This window comes from Roseateles sp. Mitsp63, assembly GCF_059491535.1.
On sequence record NZ_CP168509.1, the window covers coordinates 2,927,715 to 2,947,587 of the forward strand.

Annotated in this window: 19 protein-coding genes; 6 read left to right on the forward strand and 13 right to left on the reverse strand. The window is 71.2% G+C overall.

Annotated elements, in window-relative coordinates; all coding sequences use genetic code 11:
• Nucleotides 1-25 precede the first annotated feature (25 nt).
• Both ACEN96_RS12875 and ACEN96_RS12880 read right to left on the reverse strand, forming a co-directional pair.
• The gene (locus ACEN96_RS12875; RefSeq protein WP_495588405.1) at nt 26-2,479 is read right to left on the reverse strand and encodes a penicillin-binding protein 1A; all 2,454 of its coding nucleotides are present in this window, start codon (nt 2,477-2,479) and stop codon (nt 26-28) included.
• 166 nt (nt 2,480-2,645) lie between these two features.
• Nucleotides 2,646-3,518, reverse strand: coding sequence for a CPBP family intramembrane glutamic endopeptidase (locus ACEN96_RS12880; RefSeq protein ID WP_495588406.1), 873 nt, complete (start codon nt 3,516-3,518; stop codon nt 2,646-2,648).
• Between the two features lie 111 nt (nt 3,519-3,629).
• Between ACEN96_RS12880 and sbcB the strand changes: the two genes are divergently transcribed.
• The 3 genes from sbcB (at nt 3,630) to ACEN96_RS12895 (ending at nt 6,811) form a co-directional block, all read left to right on the forward strand.
• Nucleotides 3,630-5,087, forward strand: coding sequence for an exodeoxyribonuclease I (gene sbcB, locus ACEN96_RS12885; RefSeq protein ID WP_495588407.1), 1,458 nt, complete (start codon nt 3,630-3,632; stop codon nt 5,085-5,087).
• Nucleotides 5,088-5,167: 80 nt separating this feature from the next.
• Nucleotides 5,168-6,097: a GGDEF domain-containing protein gene (locus tag ACEN96_RS12890; RefSeq protein ID WP_495588408.1), complete on the forward strand. Its 930-nt coding sequence runs from the start codon at nt 5,168-5,170 to the stop codon at nt 6,095-6,097.
• A 408-nt stretch (nt 6,098-6,505) separates the two neighbouring features.
• Nucleotides 6,506-6,811 carry a flagellar basal body protein gene (locus tag ACEN96_RS12895; RefSeq protein WP_495588409.1) on the forward strand — a complete coding sequence of 102 codons (306 nt, stop codon included), beginning with the start codon at nt 6,506-6,508 and terminating at the stop codon, nt 6,809-6,811.
• 7 nt (nt 6,812-6,818) lie between these two features.
• Here ACEN96_RS12895 and ACEN96_RS12900 read toward each other — a convergent pair whose 3' ends face one another.
• On the reverse strand, nt 6,819-8,765 hold the full coding sequence (locus ACEN96_RS12900; protein ID WP_495588410.1) for a bifunctional 2',3'-cyclic-nucleotide 2'-phosphodiesterase/3'-nucleotidase: 1,947 nt from the start codon (nt 8,763-8,765) through the stop codon (nt 6,819-6,821).
• 4 nt (nt 8,766-8,769) lie between these two features.
• Entirely contained in the window at nt 8,770-9,285 is a 516-nt protein-coding gene (locus ACEN96_RS12905) for a GAF domain-containing protein (protein ID WP_495588411.1), read from the reverse strand.
• Nucleotides 9,286-9,401: 116 nt separating this feature from the next.
• On the opposite strand from ACEN96_RS12905, the gene ACEN96_RS12910 reads away from it, so the two are divergent.
• Nucleotides 9,402-10,052 carry a hypothetical protein gene (locus ACEN96_RS12910; protein ID WP_495588412.1) on the forward strand — a complete coding sequence of 217 codons (651 nt, stop codon included), beginning with the start codon at nt 9,402-9,404 and terminating at the stop codon, nt 10,050-10,052.
• Nucleotides 10,053-10,093: 41 nt separating this feature from the next.
• On the opposite strand, the gene ACEN96_RS12915 is transcribed toward ACEN96_RS12910, so the two are convergent.
• The 5 genes from ACEN96_RS12915 to ACEN96_RS12935 form a co-directional block, all read right to left on the reverse strand.
• Nucleotides 10,094-10,570: a DUF2269 family protein gene (locus ACEN96_RS12915; protein ID WP_495588413.1), complete on the reverse strand. Its 477-nt coding sequence runs from the start codon at nt 10,568-10,570 to the stop codon at nt 10,094-10,096.
• 65 nt (nt 10,571-10,635) lie between these two features.
• Nucleotides 10,636-11,025 (reverse strand): DoxX-like family protein, encoded by a 390-nt coding sequence (locus tag ACEN96_RS12920; protein WP_495588414.1) that lies wholly within the window; start codon nt 11,023-11,025, stop codon nt 10,636-10,638.
• Entirely contained in the window at nt 11,007-11,870 is an 864-nt protein-coding gene (locus ACEN96_RS12925; RefSeq protein ID WP_495588415.1) for an NAD-dependent epimerase/dehydratase family protein, read from the reverse strand. Before ACEN96_RS12925 ends, ACEN96_RS12920 begins: the two co-directional genes overlap by 19 nt.
• 4 nt (nt 11,871-11,874) lie before the next feature.
• Nucleotides 11,875-12,372, reverse strand: a complete 498-nt coding sequence (locus tag ACEN96_RS12930) for a thiol-disulfide oxidoreductase DCC family protein (RefSeq protein WP_495588416.1) — start codon at nt 12,370-12,372, stop codon at nt 11,875-11,877.
• 75 nt (nt 12,373-12,447) lie between these two features.
• Complete coding sequence (locus ACEN96_RS12935; RefSeq protein ID WP_495588417.1) at nt 12,448-12,978, reverse strand: GbsR/MarR family transcriptional regulator; 531 nt, start codon at nt 12,976-12,978, stop codon at nt 12,448-12,450.
• A gap of 579 nt (nt 12,979-13,557) precedes the next feature.
• On the opposite strand from ACEN96_RS12935, the gene ACEN96_RS12940 reads away from it, so the two are divergent.
• Nucleotides 13,558-14,400, forward strand: a complete 843-nt coding sequence (locus ACEN96_RS12940; RefSeq protein ID WP_495588418.1) for an Ig-like domain-containing protein — start codon at nt 13,558-13,560, stop codon at nt 14,398-14,400.
• Between the two features lie 5 nt (nt 14,401-14,405).
• Here ACEN96_RS12940 and ACEN96_RS12945 read toward each other — a convergent pair whose 3' ends face one another.
• From ACEN96_RS12945 to ygfZ, 4 genes are read right to left on the reverse strand one after another with little or no spacing between them, the layout of a single operon-like run.
• Nucleotides 14,406-15,638: an alpha/beta hydrolase family protein gene (locus ACEN96_RS12945; protein WP_495588419.1), complete on the reverse strand. Its 1,233-nt coding sequence runs from the start codon at nt 15,636-15,638 to the stop codon at nt 14,406-14,408.
• Nucleotides 15,639-15,690: 52 nt separating this feature from the next.
• A complete protein-coding gene (locus ACEN96_RS12950; RefSeq protein ID WP_495588420.1) occupies nt 15,691-17,427 on the reverse strand; it encodes a cation:proton antiporter domain-containing protein in 1,737 nt (578 codons plus the stop codon).
• Nucleotides 17,427-17,768 carry a DUF4936 family protein gene (locus ACEN96_RS12955; protein ID WP_495588421.1) on the reverse strand — a complete coding sequence of 114 codons (342 nt, stop codon included), beginning with the start codon at nt 17,766-17,768 and terminating at the stop codon, nt 17,427-17,429. Before ACEN96_RS12955 ends, ACEN96_RS12950 begins: the two co-directional genes overlap by 1 nt.
• Entirely contained in the window at nt 17,765-18,742 is a 978-nt protein-coding gene (gene ygfZ, locus ACEN96_RS12960) for a CAF17-like 4Fe-4S cluster assembly/insertion protein YgfZ (protein WP_495588422.1), read from the reverse strand. Before ygfZ ends, ACEN96_RS12955 begins: the two co-directional genes overlap by 4 nt.
• Before the next feature lie 122 nt (nt 18,743-18,864).
• Between ygfZ and mltG the strand changes: the two genes are divergently transcribed.
• Entirely contained in the window at nt 18,865-19,848 is a 984-nt protein-coding gene (gene mltG / locus ACEN96_RS12965) for an endolytic transglycosylase MltG (protein WP_495588599.1), read from the forward strand.
• Nucleotides 19,849-19,873 lie beyond the last annotated feature (25 nt).

Genomic DNA, 19,873 nt, shown 5'->3' on the forward strand with positions numbered 1-19,873 from the left:
GTCGAGGGCTCCCTGTCGATTCGGATCATTGCCCGCCGCGCTCGCCGCCCATCCACCAGGACGGCGGCACGCCCGAGGCCCCGGACGCCGGACCCGAGGCCGCGTCCGAGGCCGGCAGCGGCGGCGGCATCGGGCCGATCGTCTTCAGGCCGGCCTCGCCGGCGAATTCGCTGTAGACCCAGTCCGGCCCATATGGTCCTTCCTCCTGGACCAGTCCGCCATCCTTGGGCGGCTCGATCTCCGACGGCGCGATGCCCTTGAGCGCCACCGTCATGTAGTCGATCCACGCCGGCAGCGCGATGCCGCCGCCGGATTCGCCGGCGCCTAGGCTGCGCGGCTGGTCGTAGCCGATCCACACCACCGTCGCCACGCGCCGCTGGAAGCCCGCGAACCACGCGTCCACCGCGTCGTTGGTCGTGCCGGTCTTGCCGTAGAGGTCGTAGCGCTTGAGCGCCGCGCTGGCCCGGTAGGCCGTGCCGCGGATCGCGACCTCGCGCAGCAGCGTGCCGGTGATGAAGGCGTTGCGCGCGCTGATCGCGCGGCGGTCATCGGTGAGCTTCTCCGGCTCGGCCGCGAACAGCACCTGGTTCTGCGCGTCGACGATCTTCGTCACCAGCAGCGGCTTGAGCAGGTAGCCGCCGTTGGCGAAGACCGAATACGCGCTCGCCATCTGCAGCGGCGTCACCGAGCCCGAGCCCAGCGCCAGCGTCAGGTTGTCGGGCTGCTTGTCGACGTCCAGCCCGAACTTGCCGGCCCACGAGCGGCCGCGCTCCGGCGTCAGCTGCTCCAGCAGCCGGATCGTGACCATGTTCTTGGACTTGGCCAGCGCCTGGCGCAGCGTCAGCGGGCCGTCGAACTGGCCGTCCGAGTTGCGCGGATTCCAGTCGCCGACCGAGATCGGCGCGTCGTCGACCAGCGTCGCGGGGCTGGCGCCGATCTCCATCGCGCCCGAGTACAGGAAGGGCTTGAAGCTCGAGCCCGGCTGCCGCCAGGCCTGCGTCGCGTGGTTGAACTGGTTGCGGTTGAAGTCGAAGCCGCCCACCAGCGCCAGGATCTTGCCGCTGTCGGGCTCGACCGAGACCAGCGCGCCCTCGGCCTCCGGCGACTGCGTCACCGCCCAGGCGCCCTTGGGGAACTCCTTGGTCGGATTGCCGCGCAGCACGCGGATGATCGAACCGCGCTGGATGCGCAGGTTGGGCTTGACCTTCTCCGACAGCGCCGACAGCACCGATCTCAGCCCGTCGCCCTTGATCTCGATGTCCTCGCCATCGGCCAGGCTGGCCTGCAGCCGGTTGCTGGCGACGCTGGTCACCACCGCGGCGCGCAGGTCGTCGTTGTCGGGATGGTCGTTGAGCGCCTGCGCGATGGCGGCGTCCTGGTCCTGCGCGTCCATGCCGGCGGGCAGGTCGACCTCGCCCTCCGGGCCGCGCCAGGCCTTGCGGCGCTCGTAGTCCATCAGCGTGCGGCGCAGCGCCTTGTACGCGGCCACCTGGTCGTCCATCCTCAGCGTCGTGGTCACGCGCAGGCCGCGGCTGTAGGCCTCGTCGCCGTATTGCGCGTGCACCACCTGGCGCACCATCTCCGCCGCGTACTGGCCATAGGGCAGCCGCTGCTCCTGCGCGGTGCGCAGATGGACCGGCTCATCGCGCGCCTGCCTGGCCTGCTCCGCGGTGATCATCCCGGTGTCCACCATGCGCTGCAGCACCACCGACTGGCGGCGCTGCGCGCGCGGCAGGTTCATCAGCGGGTTGGCGTAGTAGGGGTTCTGCGGCAGGCCGGCCAGCATCGCCGTCTCGCCGATCGACAGGTCCTTCAGCGACTTGCCGTAGTAGGCCTGCGCCGCCGCCTCGAAGCCGTAGGCCCGCTGCCCCAGGTAGATCTGGTTCATGTAGACCTCCAGGATCTTGTCCTTGGAGAGCTGGCTCTCGATCTTGAAGGCCAGCAGGATCTCGACGAACTTGCGGGTGTAGAGCTTCTTCTTGGTCAGGTAGAGGTCGCGCGCCAGCTGCTGCGTGATCGTCGACGCGCCCTGGCTGCGCGAGGAGAACAGGTTGGCGATCGCGGCCCGGAAGATGCCGGTGAAGGACACCCCCTGGTGCTCGTAGAAGTTGGCATCCTCGACCGCCAGCAGCGCCTGCTGCATCTGCTTGGGGATCTGCTCCAGCGGCAGGTAGCTGCGGCGCTCGGCGCCGTACTCGGCCAGCAGCTGGCCGTCCTCGGTGTAGACGCGCAGCGGCTGCTTGGGGTTGTAGTCGGTCAGCCGGGCCAGGTCGGGCAGGCCCGGCCAGACCACCGCCGCCGCGCCGGCCAGCAGCAGCGCCAGCGCCAGCACGCCGGCGCCGGACCACACGGCGATGCGCTTCCAGGCAGGAAGGCTGCGCAGCGAGGCCCGCATCGGCGCGGTGCGGCGCCACAGCGCCTGGAAGAGTCCGGTCACGGCACGGACCACGTGGCGGGCGAATTGAGCGATCTGCTGCATGCGGGGCGCACGAGTTCAGGTCGGCGGATTATCGTCAGACATCGCGGCTTGTTTCGGGACGGGCGCGGGTCGCAACAATCGGTACACACAGGACACACGGCCGCCGTACGGTCTGCACGGTCTGCACGGTCTGCACGGTCTGCACGGGCGATGCAACCCTGGGGCATCACCCGACCCTGAGGTTCAGCGTCAGGAACACCAGCGCGTTGAGCGCGAAGTGGATCAGGATGGCGGCCTCGATGCGGCCGGTGAGCGCGTAGACGAGGCCATAGCCGAGGCCGGCCAGCGCCGCCAGCGCCACGTAGACCGGACCGCCGGCCGCGTGCGCGAGGCCGAAGAGCAGCGCGGCCGCCAGGATCGGCAGCCAGCCCCGCGCGGTGCGCAGGTCGGCGCCGAGGCGGCGCGCCAGCAGGCCTTGCAGCACGCCGCGGAAGGCGGCTTCCTCGGCGACGCAGGTCAGCATCAGGTTGGCCGACAGGAACAGCGCCGCGTTGTCGGGCCAGCGCAGCGCCGGCTGTCCGAGCCCGCTGGCCACGGCGAGGAGCCACGGCAGCGCCAGCGTCGCGGCGATCACGGCCGCCAGCGCCAGGCGCGTCTGGCCTGCCGCCCGCACCGGGGACGCGCCGCCGGCCTGGCGTTGTCTCCGCTGCTGCTGCGCCAGCACCGCCAGCATCAGCATGCCGGCGACGCCCTTGTCGAAGTTCAGGTACTTGATCGACGGCGGCCGCGTGTCGGAGGCGGCCACGAGGTAGGTCGGGTTCAGGAATCCCGGCAGCGCGTGCATCGCCAGGGCCATCCCGACCACCAGCATCAGCAGCATCAGCGCGGCCTCGCGGCGCGGGCGGTGGCGCGCCTCGATCGTCATCCAGGCCAGCGCGGCCAGCGCGGCGACCGGCACCATCGCCGCGATGCCGAGCTGGCCGTGGATCAGCCCCGCGGTCACCGCCATGATCAGCAGCGACATCCAGGGCCAGGGGGCGCGGATCGGCAGCAGGGCCGCGAGGATCGACAGGCACAGGAGCAGGTGGCTGAGCGGCATCTCGTTGGATCTTCGTCCGGTTGGGGGAGCGGCCGGCCCCCGGAGTTCCTCCCTCCGAGGGCCCGCGAGGGCGCCGAAGTATCCATGAGGTCTGAGGTATCGTGCCGCCCCATGCAAGAGATGACTTTCTACTGGCACGACTACGAGACCTTCGGACGCGTGCCGCGCCGCGACCGGCCGGCGCAGTTCGCCGGCGTGCGCACCGATGCCGATCTGAACGAGATCGGCGAGCCGCTGATGGTGTATTGCCAGCCGCCGACCGATTCGCTGCCCGATCCCGAGTCCTGCCTGCTGACCGGCATCCTGCCGCAGACCTGCGCGGAGCAGGGGCTGCCCGAGCACCGCTTCGCCGCCGGCATCCATGCCGAGCTGTCGCGCCCCGGCACGGTGGGGCTGGGCTACAACACGATCCGCTTCGACGACGAGGTCACGCGCTTCCTGTTCTGGCGCAACCTGATCGATCCCTATGGCCGCGAGTGGCAGAACGACTGCGGCCGCTGGGACCTGCTGGACGTCGTGCGCTGCGCCTACGCGCTGCGGCCCGAGGGCATCGAGTGGCCGAAACACGAGGATGGCCGGCCGTCGTTCAAGCTGGAGCACCTGACGGCGGCCAATGGCCTGGCCCACGAGTCGGCGCACGACGCGCTGTCCGACGTGCGCGCGACGATCGCGCTGGCGCGGCTGATCAAGCAGCAGCAGCCGCGGCTGTGGGACTTCTGCCTGAAGCTGCGCCGCAAGGACGCGGTCTGGGCTGAGATCGGCGTGAACCGGCCCTTCCTGCATGTCTCGGGCATGTACGGTCCGGACCGCGGCTGCATCGCGCTGGTGTGGCCGCTGGCGCCGCACCCGACCAACAAGAACGAGCTGATCGTCTGGGACCTGGGCACCGATCCGTCCGAGCTGATGGGCCTGGACGCCGAGGCGATCCGGCTGCGCCTGTACACCAGGCAGGAGGCGCTGCCCGAGGGCGTCACCCGGTTGCCGATCAAGACGATCCACGTGAACAAGTCGCCGATCGTGATCGCGTCGCTGAAGATCCTCTCGCCGGAGATGGCGGCGCGCTGGGGGCTGGATCTCGAGCAAGGCCTGGCCCGCGCGGCCGCGCTGCAGGCGCGCGGCGGCGAGCTGGCGCGGCTCTGGCCGCAGGTGTTCCAGCGCCCGGCGGGCGAGGGCGGCGTCGATGTCGACGAGGACCTTTACGGCGGTTTCGTCTCGAACGAGGACCGGCGCTCGCTGGAGCGGCTGCGTGGCCTGTCGGCCCAGGCGCTGGCCGACCGCGTCGCCCAGGGCAAGGTCGCCTTCGAGGACGGCCGGCTGGAGGAGATCCTGTTCCGCTACCGCGCACGCAACTTCCCGGACAGCCTGAGCGGCGACGAGCAGGCGCGCTGGGAGCATCACCGCGCCGCGCGGCTGCACCTGGGCGAAGGCGGCGCGCAGACGCTGGAGGCCTTCTTCGAGCGCATCGACGAACTGGGCCAGGCGGCCGAGGAAGCGGACGACGAACGCGCCCAGGAGATCCTGTCGGCGCTGTACGACTGGGCCGAGCAGATCGCGCCACCGCCACCTTGATTCCCCGGAACCGGGTCCTGTCCGGGGTTTTCAGGGTCGGGTAAAACGGGTACACCTGCGTCATTCCCCCAGGAGACGACATGCAATCCCAACACGACGCCGCCGACCCGATTGCCGCCCGCATGCGGGCCCTGCTGGTGCGGGCGCCCCTGGCGGTGGCCTTCGTGGCCGCCGGCCGCTTCGAGGTGGTCAGCGAGCATTTCAACCACCTGTTCGGCCACGGCGACGAGACCGACCTGACCGGCACCGACCAGCGCGCCTCCGTCGTCTCCGACGCCGCCCATCAGGCGCTGCATGCCCGCATGGGCGCGGCCTTCAGCGCCGGGCGGCCGCTGGATGAGGAGGTCGAGTTTGTGCGCCGCGACGGCTCGCGCTTCTGGGGCCGGCTGCAGGCCACCCCCGTGCACTGGGAGCAGCCCGCCGGCGAGGCGATGTGGGTCGTCGACGACGTCACCGCCGCCCGCACCCAGCGCCTGCAGCCGACCTGGTCGGCCAAGCATGACGAGGTCACCGAGCTGTCCAACCGCCGCGAGATGGAGCGCCGGCTCGCCGAACACGTCGGCAGCCGCCGCAACGAGCCGGTGTCGGTGCTGTTCATCGACATCGACCGGTTCGCCGAGGTCCTGCAGGGCATGGGCGCCGAGGTCGCGGACCATTTCCTGTACGGCGTGGGCCAGATGCTCGTGACCAAGGTGCGGGCGTCGGACACGGTGGCGCGCATGGAGAACGATCATTTCGTCGTCCTGCTGCCGGATTGCGATCAGCACTACGCGCAGATCGTGGCGGAGAAGATCCGTTCGGCCATCGCCGGCTACCGGTTGCGCTGGGGCCTGCACCGCGCGCGCGTGAAGGCGAGTCTGGGCGTCGTGCAGTTGCAGCCGTCGCTGGACACGGTGGACGCGGTGCTCGGCGCCGGCCAGCACGCCTGCGAGGAGGCCAAGGCCGCCGGCGGCGACAGCGTCCGGGTGTTCATCTCCAGCGGAAGCTTCGAGGAACTGGCCGGCGCCTGAGCGCGGCAAAGAGACCCCTCGCCCCTCCCGCAAGCGGGCGAGGGTGCAAGAAGCAGTGAGTGCTGCCGCGCGTATGAACTCCCTCGCCCCGCTTGCGGGGAGTGGGCAGGGGAGAGGGGGCGTGCCAGTACGCCGGTGTCGCTCTGCGCCGAGCCCCTCTCCCTCACCCTCTCCCCCTCACGGGGGCGAGGGAATGAATCGGCGCGCTGTTGGAGAGGGATGTGGAGAGGGATGTGGAGAGGGATATTGGAATCGAGGGTTAACCCGTAGTTCCTTGATGTGAATAACTGGCCGGAAAAGGCCATTCTTTTCTAAAGATCGGCAGCCAGATGCCGATGACGGCGAATAGAGTGACCGCTTGAGACCCGCCGCAGCGACGTCGGGCCAGCGAACTACGAGGGTTTCGCCATGTCCACCGTCAGCCTGTCGACCGCCTTGTCCGGCCTGTCCGCCGCCAACGAGCGCCTGCGCGCCTCCGCGAACAACGTCGCCAACGCCTCGACGCCGGGCTATCGCCGCGAGCGCATCGAGGCCGAAACCGCCCCCGACGGCGACGGCGTGACGACCAAGGTCGAGAAGCTGCCCGAGCCCGGCGCCGATCTGACCGCCGACCTGGTCGAGCAGAAGTCCGCGACCTACGCCTTCGTCGGCAACCTGCGGGTGCTGCAGACCCAGATCCGGGCCGAGGGCGCCTTGCTCGACATCCACGTCTGAGCGTTGATCAGGGCTTGAGCTCGAACAGCGACGAGCCGTCCCCGTTGTCCTTCACCAGCCCGACCTGCGGCGTGTCCGCGAGGTGCGCCGTGGCGCCATTCCCCGCGACGAACTGCATCGCCACGCCCGGCACCGGCCGGATCCGCCACGACGGCGCCGCCACCGCCGCGCTCAGCGAGGGCTGGGCGGCCAGGAAATGCGCCACCGCTTCGCGGGTCTCGTCCGGCGCGTCGACGACGACCTTGTCCGCCCCCAGCGCCGGGAAGTGGCCGCCGCCGTAGGCGCGGTAGTTGTTGGTCACGACGAGGAACTCCGCCCGCTCATCCAGCGGCTGGCCGCGCCAGCTCAGGCCCGCGACGCGATGACCGTCGCCGACCTGCTTGCCGTCCTTGTCGAAGCGGGCCGGCTGCGTCAGGTCGAGCTCATAGCGCAGCGCGCCATCCTGACCCAGCATCATGTCGAAGTTGAAGCTCGGATAGCCCGCGTCGACGAGGTCCTGCCGGGCCGGTCCCGTCGGATCGATGCGGCGGAACTGGCCGGCCGACATCTCCAGCCAGTCGCGCACCTGGGCGCCGGTCAGCTTCACGACCTTGATCGTGTTCGGGTAGACGTAGAGGTCGGCGACATGCTTGATCGCGACGGGACCGGCCGGGATGTCGGTGTACTGCGTCCAGCCCTGGCGGCCGCCCGACTTGAACGGCGCGGCGGCGCTGAGCATCGGCAGCTTCTCCAGCGCCGTGCCCTGGACCGCCTTCAGCGCGTAGGCCAGTTGCGCCTGCGCGACCAGCCGCACCGCGGTGCCATCCAGCACCTGCGAGAAATAGCTGTGGATGGGCCGGTCCGCGATGGCGACCTGGCTGCGGACGTAGTCCAGCGTCGCCTGATGCTCCGCGGCGATGACGGCGGCCGGCATCGGATCGGCGTCGGCCAGCGGCTGGCGGCTGGCGCGGTCGAAGATCGGCCGCAGGCTGGACCGGCTGTCGACCACCTGCCAGCGCTTGCCGGCGGGCTTCAGCGTCAGGTCGACGATGCCGAGATGGTCGCCCCAGCGGCCCGGCATCACGGCCGGCGTGCCGAAGAGCTTGCCCGACGCCAGGTCCACGCCCGGATAGCCGGCGAAGCCCGGGCCTGGGAACTCGGTGTGCGCGTGGCCGAGCAGCAGCGCATCGACGCCCTTCACGCGGGCGAGCTGGGCGGCCATGTTCTCGGAGAGCTTGGGCAGCTCGGTCTTGTCGATGCCGGTGTGGGCGATGACGACGATCAGGTCCGCGCCGCGCTGGCGCAGGCGGGCGACCTGCTCGGCGGCGGCCTCGACCATGTCGCGCACCTGGACCTTGCCGGCGAGGTTCTGCCGGTCCCATTCGAGGATCTGCGGCGGCGTGACGCCGACGACGCCGATCTTCAGGCGGTGCTCCCGGCCGGCCTCGTCGCGCATCGCGCGCTCGAGCATCACGCTCGGCGTGAACGCGTGGCGGCGGCCGTCGGCCTCCATCACGTTGGCGTTCAGAGACGGGAAGTTCGCGCCCGCGATGGCCTGACGCAGGAAGGGCAGGCCGTAGTTGAACTCGTGGTTGCCGAGATTGCCCGCGGCGACGTCCAGCAGGTTCAGCACCTTGTAGGCGGGATGCGTGTCGCCGGCCTTCAGCGGCTTCACGCGGGCGACGACGTCGCCCAGCGGATTGCCCTGCAGCAGGTCGCCGTTGTCGAAGAGCAGGCTGTTGGGCGCCTCGGCGCGGGCCTGGTGGATCAGCGTGATCGTCTTGGCCAGGCCGAACTCCTGGGACGGGCGGTCCTGGTAGTAGTCGTAGTTCAGCAGGTTCATGTGGATGTCGCTGGTCTCCAGCACGCGGAGCTTGAGCTCGGCGGCGGACAGCGGCATCGACACGGCGGCCAGGGCGCTCAGGCCCAGCGCCGCGAGGGCGCGCGAGGCGGCCGGCAAGGGCAGGGCGCGCATCGGATCAGTTCCAGTCCGTGCCGTCGACCAGCACGGCGAGCGCGCGCTGGAAGCCCTCGGCGTCGATCGCGTCGAAGCGGGCGGGCTCGGGGCTGTCGAGGTCGAAGACGGCGCGCAGCCGGCCGCCGGCGACGACCGGCAGCACCAGTTCCGAGCGCGAGGCCGCATCGCAGGCGATGTGACCGGGGAAGGCGTGGACGTCCTCGACGAGCTGGATCTCCCGCGTGCGGGCGCAGGCGCCGCAGACGCCGCGCGAGAAGGCGATGCGCACGCAGGCCACCTTGCCCTGGAACGGGCCGAGCACCAGCTCCTGGTCATTCCTGGCGTTCACCATGTAGAACCCGGCCCAGTTCAGTGCCGGGACGGCGTTGAACACCAGGGCGGCGAACTGCGCCAGATTGGCGAGCCAGTCGCGCTCGCCATGCAGCAGCGCCTGCGTCTGGGCGGTCAGCGTGTCATAGGAGGCGCGCTTGGCCTCGGGCGTGGACATGTCCAGCAGCGGAGTGGGATCGAAGCTCATGGGGCGGGATTGTGGCGGAGGTCATCCGTGAAGGCGGCCCGCGTCGTCGAGAATCCGCCCGCTTCAAGGCAGTGAGGGAGAGCACGACGATGCGGGCAGTATGGAAATTGGCGGTGATGGCCGTCTGGCTGGGCGTGGCCTTTCAGGGCTTCGCCGCGGAAGGGCCCGAGACCGCGGCCAGCGCCGCGCGAGGCGATTCGCCGCTGCTCGCGCCGGCCGAGCAGGTGGGCTGGGTCTCGCAGGGCGAATGGTCGCGGCGCTGGTGGGAGTGGGCGATGTCCTTCGACAACGCCAGCAGCCCGGTCGCCGATCGCACCGGCGCGCTGTGCGCCAACCGGCAGGAGGGCGATGTGTGGTTCCTCGCCGGCACCTACGGCACTGCGCGGACGGTCCGCAGTTGCCGCGTGCCGCGCGACAAATACCTGTTCTTTCCGCTGATCAACTACGTCCTCGCGCCGGGCCGCGGCCGCACCGCCACCTGCGCCCAGATGTCACGCGACGTCGCGCGCTTGACGGACGGTGTCGAGTTGCTGGTGCTGGAGATCGACGGCGTGCGCTACGACAACCTCGCGCGGCATCGCCAGCCGACGCCCGAGTGTTTCAACCTCTGGGCCCGCAGCGGGATGGGGGCCAGCGCCTTCCCGTCGGCGGCGAACGGCTATTACGTGATGCTCAAGCCGCTGACGCCGGGCCGTCACACGATCAATTTCGGCGGCGCGCTGCGTGACATGTCGCAAGCAGTCAGCTACACGCTGTGGGTGGAGTGATGGTGGAGTGATTCCGCTGCGCAGGAGGCGGCGGCGCGGGCTCAGCCCCACAGCGCCGGCTTGTTCACCATCAGGTAGAACACGACCAGCACCGCGAGGAAGGCCGGATAGCCCAGGCCTTCCCACCAGCGCGCATAGCGCCAGTAGAGCGCCGGCAGCGCCTGGCCGCTGGCCAGCGCAGCGTCCGCCATCCGCGACAGCTGGATCTGCAGCCACAGCACCGGCAGCCAGCAGGCGCCCGCCAGGACGTACAGCGCGATCGAGGCCGCCAGCCACGGCGTGTCCAGCGCCCAGCCGGCCTGCGTGGCCAGCCAGATGCCGCTCAGCGGCTGCACGATCACGGCCGGCGTCGTGAACCACAGGTCCGCGCGCTTGACCAGCCGCGCCACCACCGCCTGCGCCGCCAGCGAGCCGCTGCGGTTCGCGAAGAACAGGTAGAACGCCGAGCCGAAGCCGGTGCCCGCCAGCAGCACGCTCGACACGATGTGCAGCCACTTGATCACGAGATAGGTGTTCATCAGGGTCCTCCGGGGTCTTGTTGGATGTCTTGTCTCGAAGGCGCGCGAGCGCGCGCGCCAGGCGTTCAGGCGGGCGCGTCCTCGTCGAGGATCAGCAGCAGCACCGCCACCGGCAGGTTCTTGGTCAGGCAGCCCAGCGGGTCCAGCCACAGCGAAGGCAGGATCACCGTCGCGACCGCCGTCATCAGCAGCATCATGGCGCCCGCCAGGCGGTACACCCAGCGGCGGTGCCAGCGCCACATCGACAGGCCGATCAGCAGGTCCACGAGCGCGCCCGCGATGATCACCGGCGCGATCCCGTCCTCGGGCGTGCCCGCGGCGGCCATCAGCGCGCGGCTCTGGCCGCCCAGTTCGACGAGGCTGGCGATGCCGGTCGCGAGCCACAGCGCGATCAGGGCGCCCCGCGCGACGAGCCGCGTGCGGCGGTGGCGGAAGTTCACGAGCCCGATGCCCATGCGGCCTCCACGAATCGTTCGACCGGGATCGCCGGCCGCGCCAGCAGCGATTGCAGGCGTGACGCGTCGCCGGTGTTGTCGGCTTGCAGCAGCGAGAGCGTCTCGGTGCCCCAGGTCTGGAAGGGCAGGCGGTCGCCGACACGGGCGCTCCAGCGGCTCACGCCCGGCCAGAGCATCAGCCGCCAGGCCGGCACGCGGCCCTGCTGGCGGCGCAGTTCCGCGATGAAGTCGGCCAGCGTCAGCGCGCGCGGCCCGACCGCCTCCAGCAGCTCCGGCCCCTTGTGCGCGAGCAGCGCGGCGCAGGCCTCGGCCAGGTCGACCGTGGCGATCGGCTGGACCCGGGTGCGCGCCGCCTCGGCCGGCAGCACCAGCAGCGGCAGCCGCGCCAACTGCATGAAGAGCCGGCTGCTGACGCCACGCGGACCGAAGACGATGCTCGGCCGCACGATGGTGGCGTCGAGCCGGCCGGCGCGATGCAGCGCGAGCAGCGCGGCATCCGCGGCGCGCTTGCTGGTCGCATAGCGTGTGCCGTTGCCCTCGATGCCCAGCGCCGAGATCTGGATCACCCGCCGCACGCCCATGTCCGCGCAGGCCTGGAACAGCGCCGCCGGCGCGCGGTGGTGCAGCGCGTCCATCGGGCGTTCCGGCGTGTCGCGCAGCACGCCCACGGCGTTGATCACCGCGTCGATGCCTTCGAGCCGCGGGCGCCACGCGGCGGGATGCAGATCGGTGGCGAAGTTCATCGTCGACGAGCGGCCCTCGACCACCTCGTGACCAGCCTCGCGCACCGCGTGCGCGATGGCCTGGCCGATGAAGCCGCTGGCGCCGCAGAGCAGGACCTTCATGGCGTCACTCCCCGCGATGTTCGGGCATGCCGCAGACGCTGTCGCGGCACGGCGAGGCGCCGGCGCGGCGCTCGGCCGCGCGGCGCAGGGCGGTTTCGAAGAGCAGCCGCGCGACCGGGCGCGGAATGCGGTAGCGATTGCGCGCGAAGACCGGATAGGTCCGGTCGCACAGCTGCCGCAGCACCGGCAGTTCCATCACCCGTGCCAGCCATCCGAGCTGGGCGCCCCGATAGGCGAGGCGCAGGGCCTCGGCACCGATGGCCAACCGGCCGTCGGCCCGCTTCGCATGCATCAGGCTCATCAACGCGTCCATGTCGGTGCCGCTCGGAAAGGCGCAGAAGCCCGGTGCCGAGATATCGACGAAGCGCAGCAGCCCCGCGGTGTTGCGCAGCATCAGGCTGCGCATCTCGCCGTTGCAGACCGGACAGGCCCCGTCGTAGTAGAGCGTCAACGGATAGATCGCCGGATCGGGGCGGGCGGTCGCGGAGAGCGGAATGGTCATCGTGTCCTCCTGTGCTTATGGAATATTCGATATTTCAGTAGAGACAGAAACTTTGGCTCAAAAAAAGGGGGCGGATCAGGATCCGTCCCCGCGCACGAAACGCTGCACGCTCGCGCCCAGCTTGAGCACCTTCTCGAGCGTCGACGGCGAGAGCCGCATCATTTCCTCGGACCAGGCCCCCAGCGTCTGCATCAGCCGCAAGCATTCGCGAACCCGGTCCTGGGCGTCGGGCGACTCGGCCTGGAAGCCGGGATCGGCCACCAGCTCCGACAGCATCCGCACCGTCGGATCGAATTCGCGATGCTTGCGCTCCCGCACGATGGTGCGCAGCAGCTCCCACACGTCGGCGGTCGTCTCGAAGTAGTCGCGCCGGTCGCCCAGCACATGCGTCACGCGGATCAGGTTCCAGCTCTGCAGTTCCTTCAGGCTGGTGCTGACGTTGGACCGCGCCACCGACAGCGTTTCCGCCAGTTCCTCGGCGTTCAGCGGCCGGCCATGGAAATACAGCAGCGCATGAATCTGCGCCACGGTGCGGTTCACGCCCCAGGCGCTGCCCATCTCGCCCCAGTGCAGGACGAAGCGGCGGGCGGTGTCGGTGAGTTCCATGGAGGCCGACTGTAGTCGTACGGAAATTTCTGTCAATACAGAAATTAGCGGCGCCAGTCGCACGCGAACGACAGAATGACGCGCCGGCCGACCCCGGTGCGCGAGTGCGCCGCCGCCGATGCGCTGATGGCGGGAGATGCCTGCCGAGCCCGGCCTTTCGATACTTTCCTCTTTGGCCGAAGAGGAGCTTGAAAAGTGTCGAAGGAACCACGCAGCGGCGCAGCACGCGCACCGCAAAAGCGACCCGAGGACGAGGCGTGCGCGTCCGATGGCGCCTCTTGCGCGCCGGAAGGCCAGGCCCCGGCGGAAACGGGCGCTGGGGGCGCCGCGGGCGGTCTGCCGGTCGGCGTCGGCGTGGGCCTCGCGCTGTCCGGCTTGACGGCGCTGTTCTTCCTGGGAAACGGGGAACGTGAAGGCGGGGCGTCTGGCGGAGGTTCTTCCACGCCCCCGGACCCCCGGCCGGTCCCGCCCACCCCCTTGCCGCCCCTGCCGGCGAAACCGCCGGCCCCCGCGCACGGGGCCTATTCGCGCCCGTTGCCGGCGCCCGACCCGGTATCCGCGGCACCGGCCGATCCGACGATGTCGCGGCAACCGTCCAAGATCTCCGGGACGTCGATCAGCAAGGCGCCCGACGATCCCGCGCCGGTGCCCGAGATACCGCCGGCGCGGCCTGTGCTTGACCTGATGGGCAGCCCGCCGGTGCAGCCGGTCGATCCGATCACCCCGCGGAGGGTGACGCCCAGTCTCGAGCCCAGCCCGGGTGACTGGCCGGATCATGCGGCGTACGCCGGTCCGGGCCGCCCCGTGCCCCCTTTCACCCTGCGCCTGAAGCACGATTCCGGCGAGAGCGGCAGCGATCGGTTGACGCGGGACGCGACGGTGCTGATCGAGGGTCTGGATCCCGCCGTTCACCCGCATTGGTGGTACAGCATCGATGGCGGGCCCTGGCGACAGGGATCGGGCAACACGATTCCGGACGAGGCCATCCCGGGCGATGGCCCGCGGCAGGTGGCGGTGGAGGCGACCGACGCCCTGGGGCACGTGATCGACGTGGCCTCGCTGCACGTCGAGGTCGACCGGACGCCGCCGGATCCGCAGCGTCACTGGGTGCGGCTCGAGGGGGCGAGCGGCCAGTTCGTGAACGAACTGGGCTTGCCCGATCCGCTCGGCGCCTACCAGCTCGTCACGGACGCCACCGTGACGGTCGGCCCGCTGCCGCAGGACGTGCGATGGAACTACGCCATCCAGCAGGGCGCCGCCAGCGATGCCGCCCCTCGGCAGGAAGGGCGGGACGGCGAGATCCCCCACGCTGTCTTCAAGCGTGGGGCCAACGAGCTGTCACTCGCGTTCCGCGACGTGGCGGGCAACATCGCCGACACGATGCACCTGCATCACCTCTACCTGGATCCGCCGGTTCTCTGACGCGTTCAGCGGCCGCCGGTCAGCACGCCGACCTGGCCCATCCACGCTTGCGCCGGCCCGGCCAGCCAGGCGCGGGCCGCGGCCGATTCCTTGATCCGCGCGTCGAGGAAGGCGACGCTGACCTGCCGGGCCGCGATCACGCCGAGCTGCTGCTCGTGCAGGCGCCTGTAGTCCGGCACGGCCGGCACGGGCGCCATCCGCGCCGGGCCTTCGCGTCCCCCGCGGCCGCCGCGGCGGCCCTGCTGGGGCTGGGACTGCGCGTCGTCCTCGGCCTTGCGGATGCGCTTGTTCTCGCGCTCGACGTCCTCGGGCCGCGGCTCGTTCCCGCCGAAGGCGGCATGCCGCACTTCCGCAACGCTCAGCAGCCAGCCCCGGCCCGCCGGCATCGCGGCGAAGGGCAGTTCACGCCAGCGCAGGTCGCGCACCAGGCCCAGCACGTCGCTGTCCTCCGGGCCGGTCAGGCCGAGCACCGGGATGGCGACGTCGCGATAGCGCGCCGGATCCGGCTGCGCGAACACCTGCGGGCTGATCACGATCGCGGCGGCGGGCCGCAGCACGCTCGAGGCCAGCACCGTCCCGTCCGCCTGGCGCTCGCCGGCCAGCGCCATCGCCATCTGCGCGCCCAGTTCATAGCCCGCGACCGCCGTGCGCGACCAGTCCAGCGAGCGCCACGGCGCGGCGCCTTCACGGCTGAGCCGCTGCGCCTCGGTCAGCAGCTCGTCGAGCCGGGCCAGCCGGCGGCGCGTCTGCGCCTCCGCGTAATGGCGCCGGCCGAGTTCGGTGAACTCCGCCGAGCGCGCCAACTCCGAGGACCAGGCCATCGCGTCATCGTCCAGCGGCTGCAGCGACAGCACCGCGTAACCCGCCGCGGCCCAGGCGCGCCGCCAGCGCAGGCCGGCAGTCTCGGGCTCGCCCAGGCCGGGCAGGTAGACGATCACCGGCCGCTGCTCGGCCTTCGAGCCGGTCGGTCCGGGCAGCGCCAGGCTCAGCCGCACGTCGTCGCCGCGCAGGCGCCAGGCGATGGGCTGCACCTCGGCCCCGCGCTGCGCCAGATCCCCCGCGTAGCCGCGCGACTCGAATTCGCGCTGAAGCTGCTGTTCCTCGAGCCGCGCTTTCGGCGGGCCGCCGCCGCAGGCGCTCAGCAGCAGCGACGCGCCGATCGCGGCGCAGCACGCCAGGACCAGCGAACGCGCGCCGGCGCGCAGGCGGGAACCGGGGAGGGACGTGAGTTCGATCATGGCGCGCGACCCTATGCGGTCGATGTAAAGCGTCGATTGCTGCGGGCGGCGCTCAGTGCGCCGCTGACGCCATCGGTGCGTGCTCGTCCGGCATCGGCGCGTTGAAGCGCTGCAGCACGTGGCGGCTCATGCCCTTGGCGAGTTCCTCCTCGCCATAGAACACCGTGCCCAGGCCTTCCTTGCGCAGCAGCGCCGACTCCTCCTCGCCATGGGTGCGCAGCACGATCTCGATGCCGGGATTGAGCTGGCGCGCGGTGTCGGCCATCTGCCGCGCCTTCATCGAGTCCGGCACCGCCACGACCAGCATCGCGGCGTTGGCGATGTGGGCCTGGACCAGCACCATCGGGTCGCTGGCATCGCCGCTGACCGCCGCCAGTCCGCGCCGGCGCAGCGCCTCGACGGTCTCGCGGCCCTGGTCGGCCACCACGAAGGGGATGCCGCGCTCGGTCAGCGCGTCGGCGATGCGCCGCCCCACGCGGCCGAAGCCCACCAGCACCACCTGGCCCTCCAGGTACTGGCGCGCGGTGGTCTGCGGCAGCTCGGCGTAGGGATCGTCGCGCGCCTCCAGCCTGCGCGCGAAGGCCGAGCGGCCCAGCACCCAGCGCCGCAGCGGCTGGATCATCGCGAACATCACCGGATTCAGCGCGATCGAGATCAGCGCCGCCGCCAGCACCAGGTTCATGCCCGCCTTGGGCAGCAGGCCCAGCTGCAGGCCCAGGCCGGCCAGGATGAAGCTGAACTCGCCGATCTGCGCCAGGCTGGCCGAGACCGTCATCGCCGTGTTCAGCGGATAGCGGAACAGGATCACCAGCGCCGCCGCCGCCAGCGCCTTGCCCAGCATCACGATCGCCACCACGCCCAGCAGGTGCAGCGGCTGGTCGACCAGCGTCATCGGATCGAACAGCATGCCCACCGACACGAAGAACAGCACCGAGAACGAGTCCCGCAGCGGCAGCGATTCCTGGGCGGCGCGGTGGCTGTATTCGGACTCGCGCATCACCGTGCCGGCGAAGAACGCGCCCAGCGCGAAGGACACGTGGAACAGCTCCGACGCGCCGTAGGCGATGCCGATCGCCACGGCGATGACCATCAGCGTGAACAGCTCGCGCGAGCCGGTCCGCGCCACCTGCCACAGCATCCACGGCAGCACGCGCCGCCCCACGACCAGCATCAGCACGACGAACGCGGCCATCTGGGCCAGCGTCTCGGCGATCGTGCGCCACAGCGGCGCGTCGGCGGAGGCGCCCGGCGCCGCGTTGCCGCCCAGCACCGTGGACAGCGGCGGCAGCAGCACCAGGATCAGCACCGTGGCCAGGTCCTCGACCACCAGCCAGCCGACCGCGATGCGGCCGTTCATCGATTCGAGCGAGCCGCGCGATTCCAGCGCCTTCAGCAGCACCACCGTGCTGGCGCAGGACAGCGTCAATCCGAACACCAGCGCCTGGCCCGCCGGCCAGCCCCACCACATCGCCAGGCCCAGGCCCAGCGCCGTGGCGGCGGCCATCTGCACGACCGCGCCGGGCAGCGCGATGCGCTTGACCGCCATCAGGTCCTTCAGTGAGAAGTGCAGGCCGACGCCGAACATCAGCAGCATCACGCCGATCTCGGACAGCTGGGCGGCGATGCCCACGTCCGCGACGAAGCCCGGCGTGGCCGGCCCGATCGCGATGCCGGCCAGCAGGTAGCCCACCAGCGCCGGCAGCCGCAGCCGCTCGGCGATGAAGCCCAGGATCAGCGCCAGGCCGAAGCCCGCCGCCAGCGTGGAGATCAGGGAGACGTTGTGTTCCATCAGGCGGCCGCTCCCGGACCGGCGAGGGCGGCGAAGGCCTCGCGGTGACGGGGTCCCTGGGCGAAGTCGCCCAGGGCGGCGGCGATCCGGCGCTCGGCGTCCGCCGCGTCGGGCAGGCCGGGACCGTAGATCTCCATCCAGGTCTGGAAGACCGGATCGTTGTCATGGCGCCGCAGCAGCCGCACCGGCTGCGCGCCGCGCGCCTGTTCGAAGGCGGCCAGCGCGGACGCGAGGTGGTCCGTGTGGACGCGGTAGTAGACGTAGAGCTCGGCCGGCGCGGCCGGCGCGGCTCGGAGGCCGGGAGGCGGGGCGGCGGTCCGCGTCGGCGGCGAAGAGGTCATTCCGGTTCTCCGATGGCGTAGGGCAGGGGACGGGGCGTGAGCAAGGCGCCTTGCGCGCTGCCCAGGTGCAGCGTGCCCGACGCCAGCGCGGCCAGCTTCACCTCGGCCAGCAGCAGCGGACGGCCCTCCAGCCGGCCGAAGCCGGCCACCATGCCGGCCGGCTGCTCCGGGTCGGCGCTGTGGAAGATCTCCTGGCCGGGCGTGGCGTCGGCGTCGGTGCCCTCCAGCGCGAACAGATGGGCGCGGCGCTTGACCGTGCCGCGGTACTGGCTGCGCGCGACGACTTCCTGGCCCGGGTAGCAGCCCTTCTGGAAGTTCACCCCGCCGACCAGTTCCAGGTTGATCATCTGCGGCACGAACTGTTCCACGGTGCCTTGACGGATCCAGGCCAGGCCGGCGGTCACGTCCAGGCCCTGCCATTCCTCGGGATCGATCGCCGGCAGCGCGGGCGCCTGGGCGCCGGAGGGCTGCAGCAGCAGGAAGCGCGGCGTCAGGCCGTCGTCGGGCAGACGCGTGGCGAACGCCTCCTGGCCGTCGGCGAGCGCCAGCCGGCTCACCGCCCAGACCTGCGCCGGCGCCGAGGCGCCCAGCCAGTCGCGCGCCTGCGCGCCGGACAGGCCCCACACCGACCAGGCGGCGCTGTCGTCGCTCAGCTTGCACTTCGCGCGCAGGACGAACATCGACAGCCGCTTGACGGTCGCGGGGACCAACTCGGCCGGCAGCGCCAGGAGCACCGATTGCTCGTCCGGCTTGACCGCCAGCATCGTCGCCAGCAGCCGCCCCTTGGCCGAGCAGTAGCCCGCCAGGCGCGCCTGCGCGGGGGTCTGCAGGGCCAGGTCTTGCGTCAGCTGCGAGTGCAGGAACTTGGCGGCTTCCTCGCCCTGGGCGCGGATGACGCCCCAGTCGGCGAGCCGGACGGCACCCAGCGCCGAGGACGGCACGGGCGGCGGGGCGTGGTGGAGGTCTTCGATCATGGGGCCGATTATCATCAGCCCCCGCATTTCACGAAGGGCGCCGGGTCTTGTCACGCGCGAAGCACTCCCCTCGCCGCGCAGCGAGGAAATCGAAGAAGCAATCGGGCCGCATCGGACGCTGGCTGCTGTCCCTGCTGGTCGCGCTGGCGGTGCTGGCCGCGGGCGCGGCGGGCGCCGTCTGGTGGTGGCTGCAGACGCCCCTGGCGCTGGAGAAGGAGAGCCTGGAGCTCTCCATCGAGCCCGGCACCCCGCCGCAGCAGGTCGCGCAGGCCTGGGTCGGCGCCGGCGTGCAGACCGATCCGCGCTTCCTGTACGCCTGGTTCCGCTATTCGGGACAGGCGCGCAAGATCCGCGCCGGCAGCTACGAAGTCCATGCCGGCGTCACGCCGCGCGAGCTGCTCGACAAGATGGTCCGGGGCGACCAGACGCTGGAGCAACTGCGCATCATCGAGGGCTGGAACTTCCGCCAGCTGCGCGCCGCGATCGCGGCCGCGCCGGCGCTGAAGCAGACCACCGCGGCGATGACCGACGAGCAGATCATGGCCGCGCTGGGCGCGCCGGGGCAGGCGGCCGAGGGGCGCTTCTTCCCCGATACCTACGCCTACAGCCGCGGCGTCAGCGACCTGACGGTGCTCAAGCGCGCCCACGCGCTGATGCAGAAACGGCTGGAGAGCGCCTGGTCGGGCCGCGGTGACGGCCTGCCGCTCAAGAGCGCCGACGAGGCGCTGACCCTGGCCTCCATCGTCGAGAAGGAGACGGGCGCCGCCGCGGATCGCGGGCTGGTGGCGGCGGTGTTCGTCAACCGGCTCAAGGCCGGCATGCCGCTGCAGACCGATCCGACGGTGATCTACGGGCTGGGGACCGACTTCGACGGCAACCTGCGCCGGGTCCATCTGCAGACCGATACGCCGTTCAACACCTACACCCGCGGCGGGCTGCCGCCGACGCCGATCGCGATGCCGGGCCTGGCCGCGCTGCAGGCGGCGCTGCATCCGACGCCGTCCAAGGCGCTGTACTTCGTGTCGCGTGGCGACGGCACCAGCCAGTTCAGCGAGGACCTGGCCGCGCATAATCGCGCGGTCAACAAGTACCAGCGCGGCCGCTGAGGCGTCCGCGCTGCGCTTTTTCCGG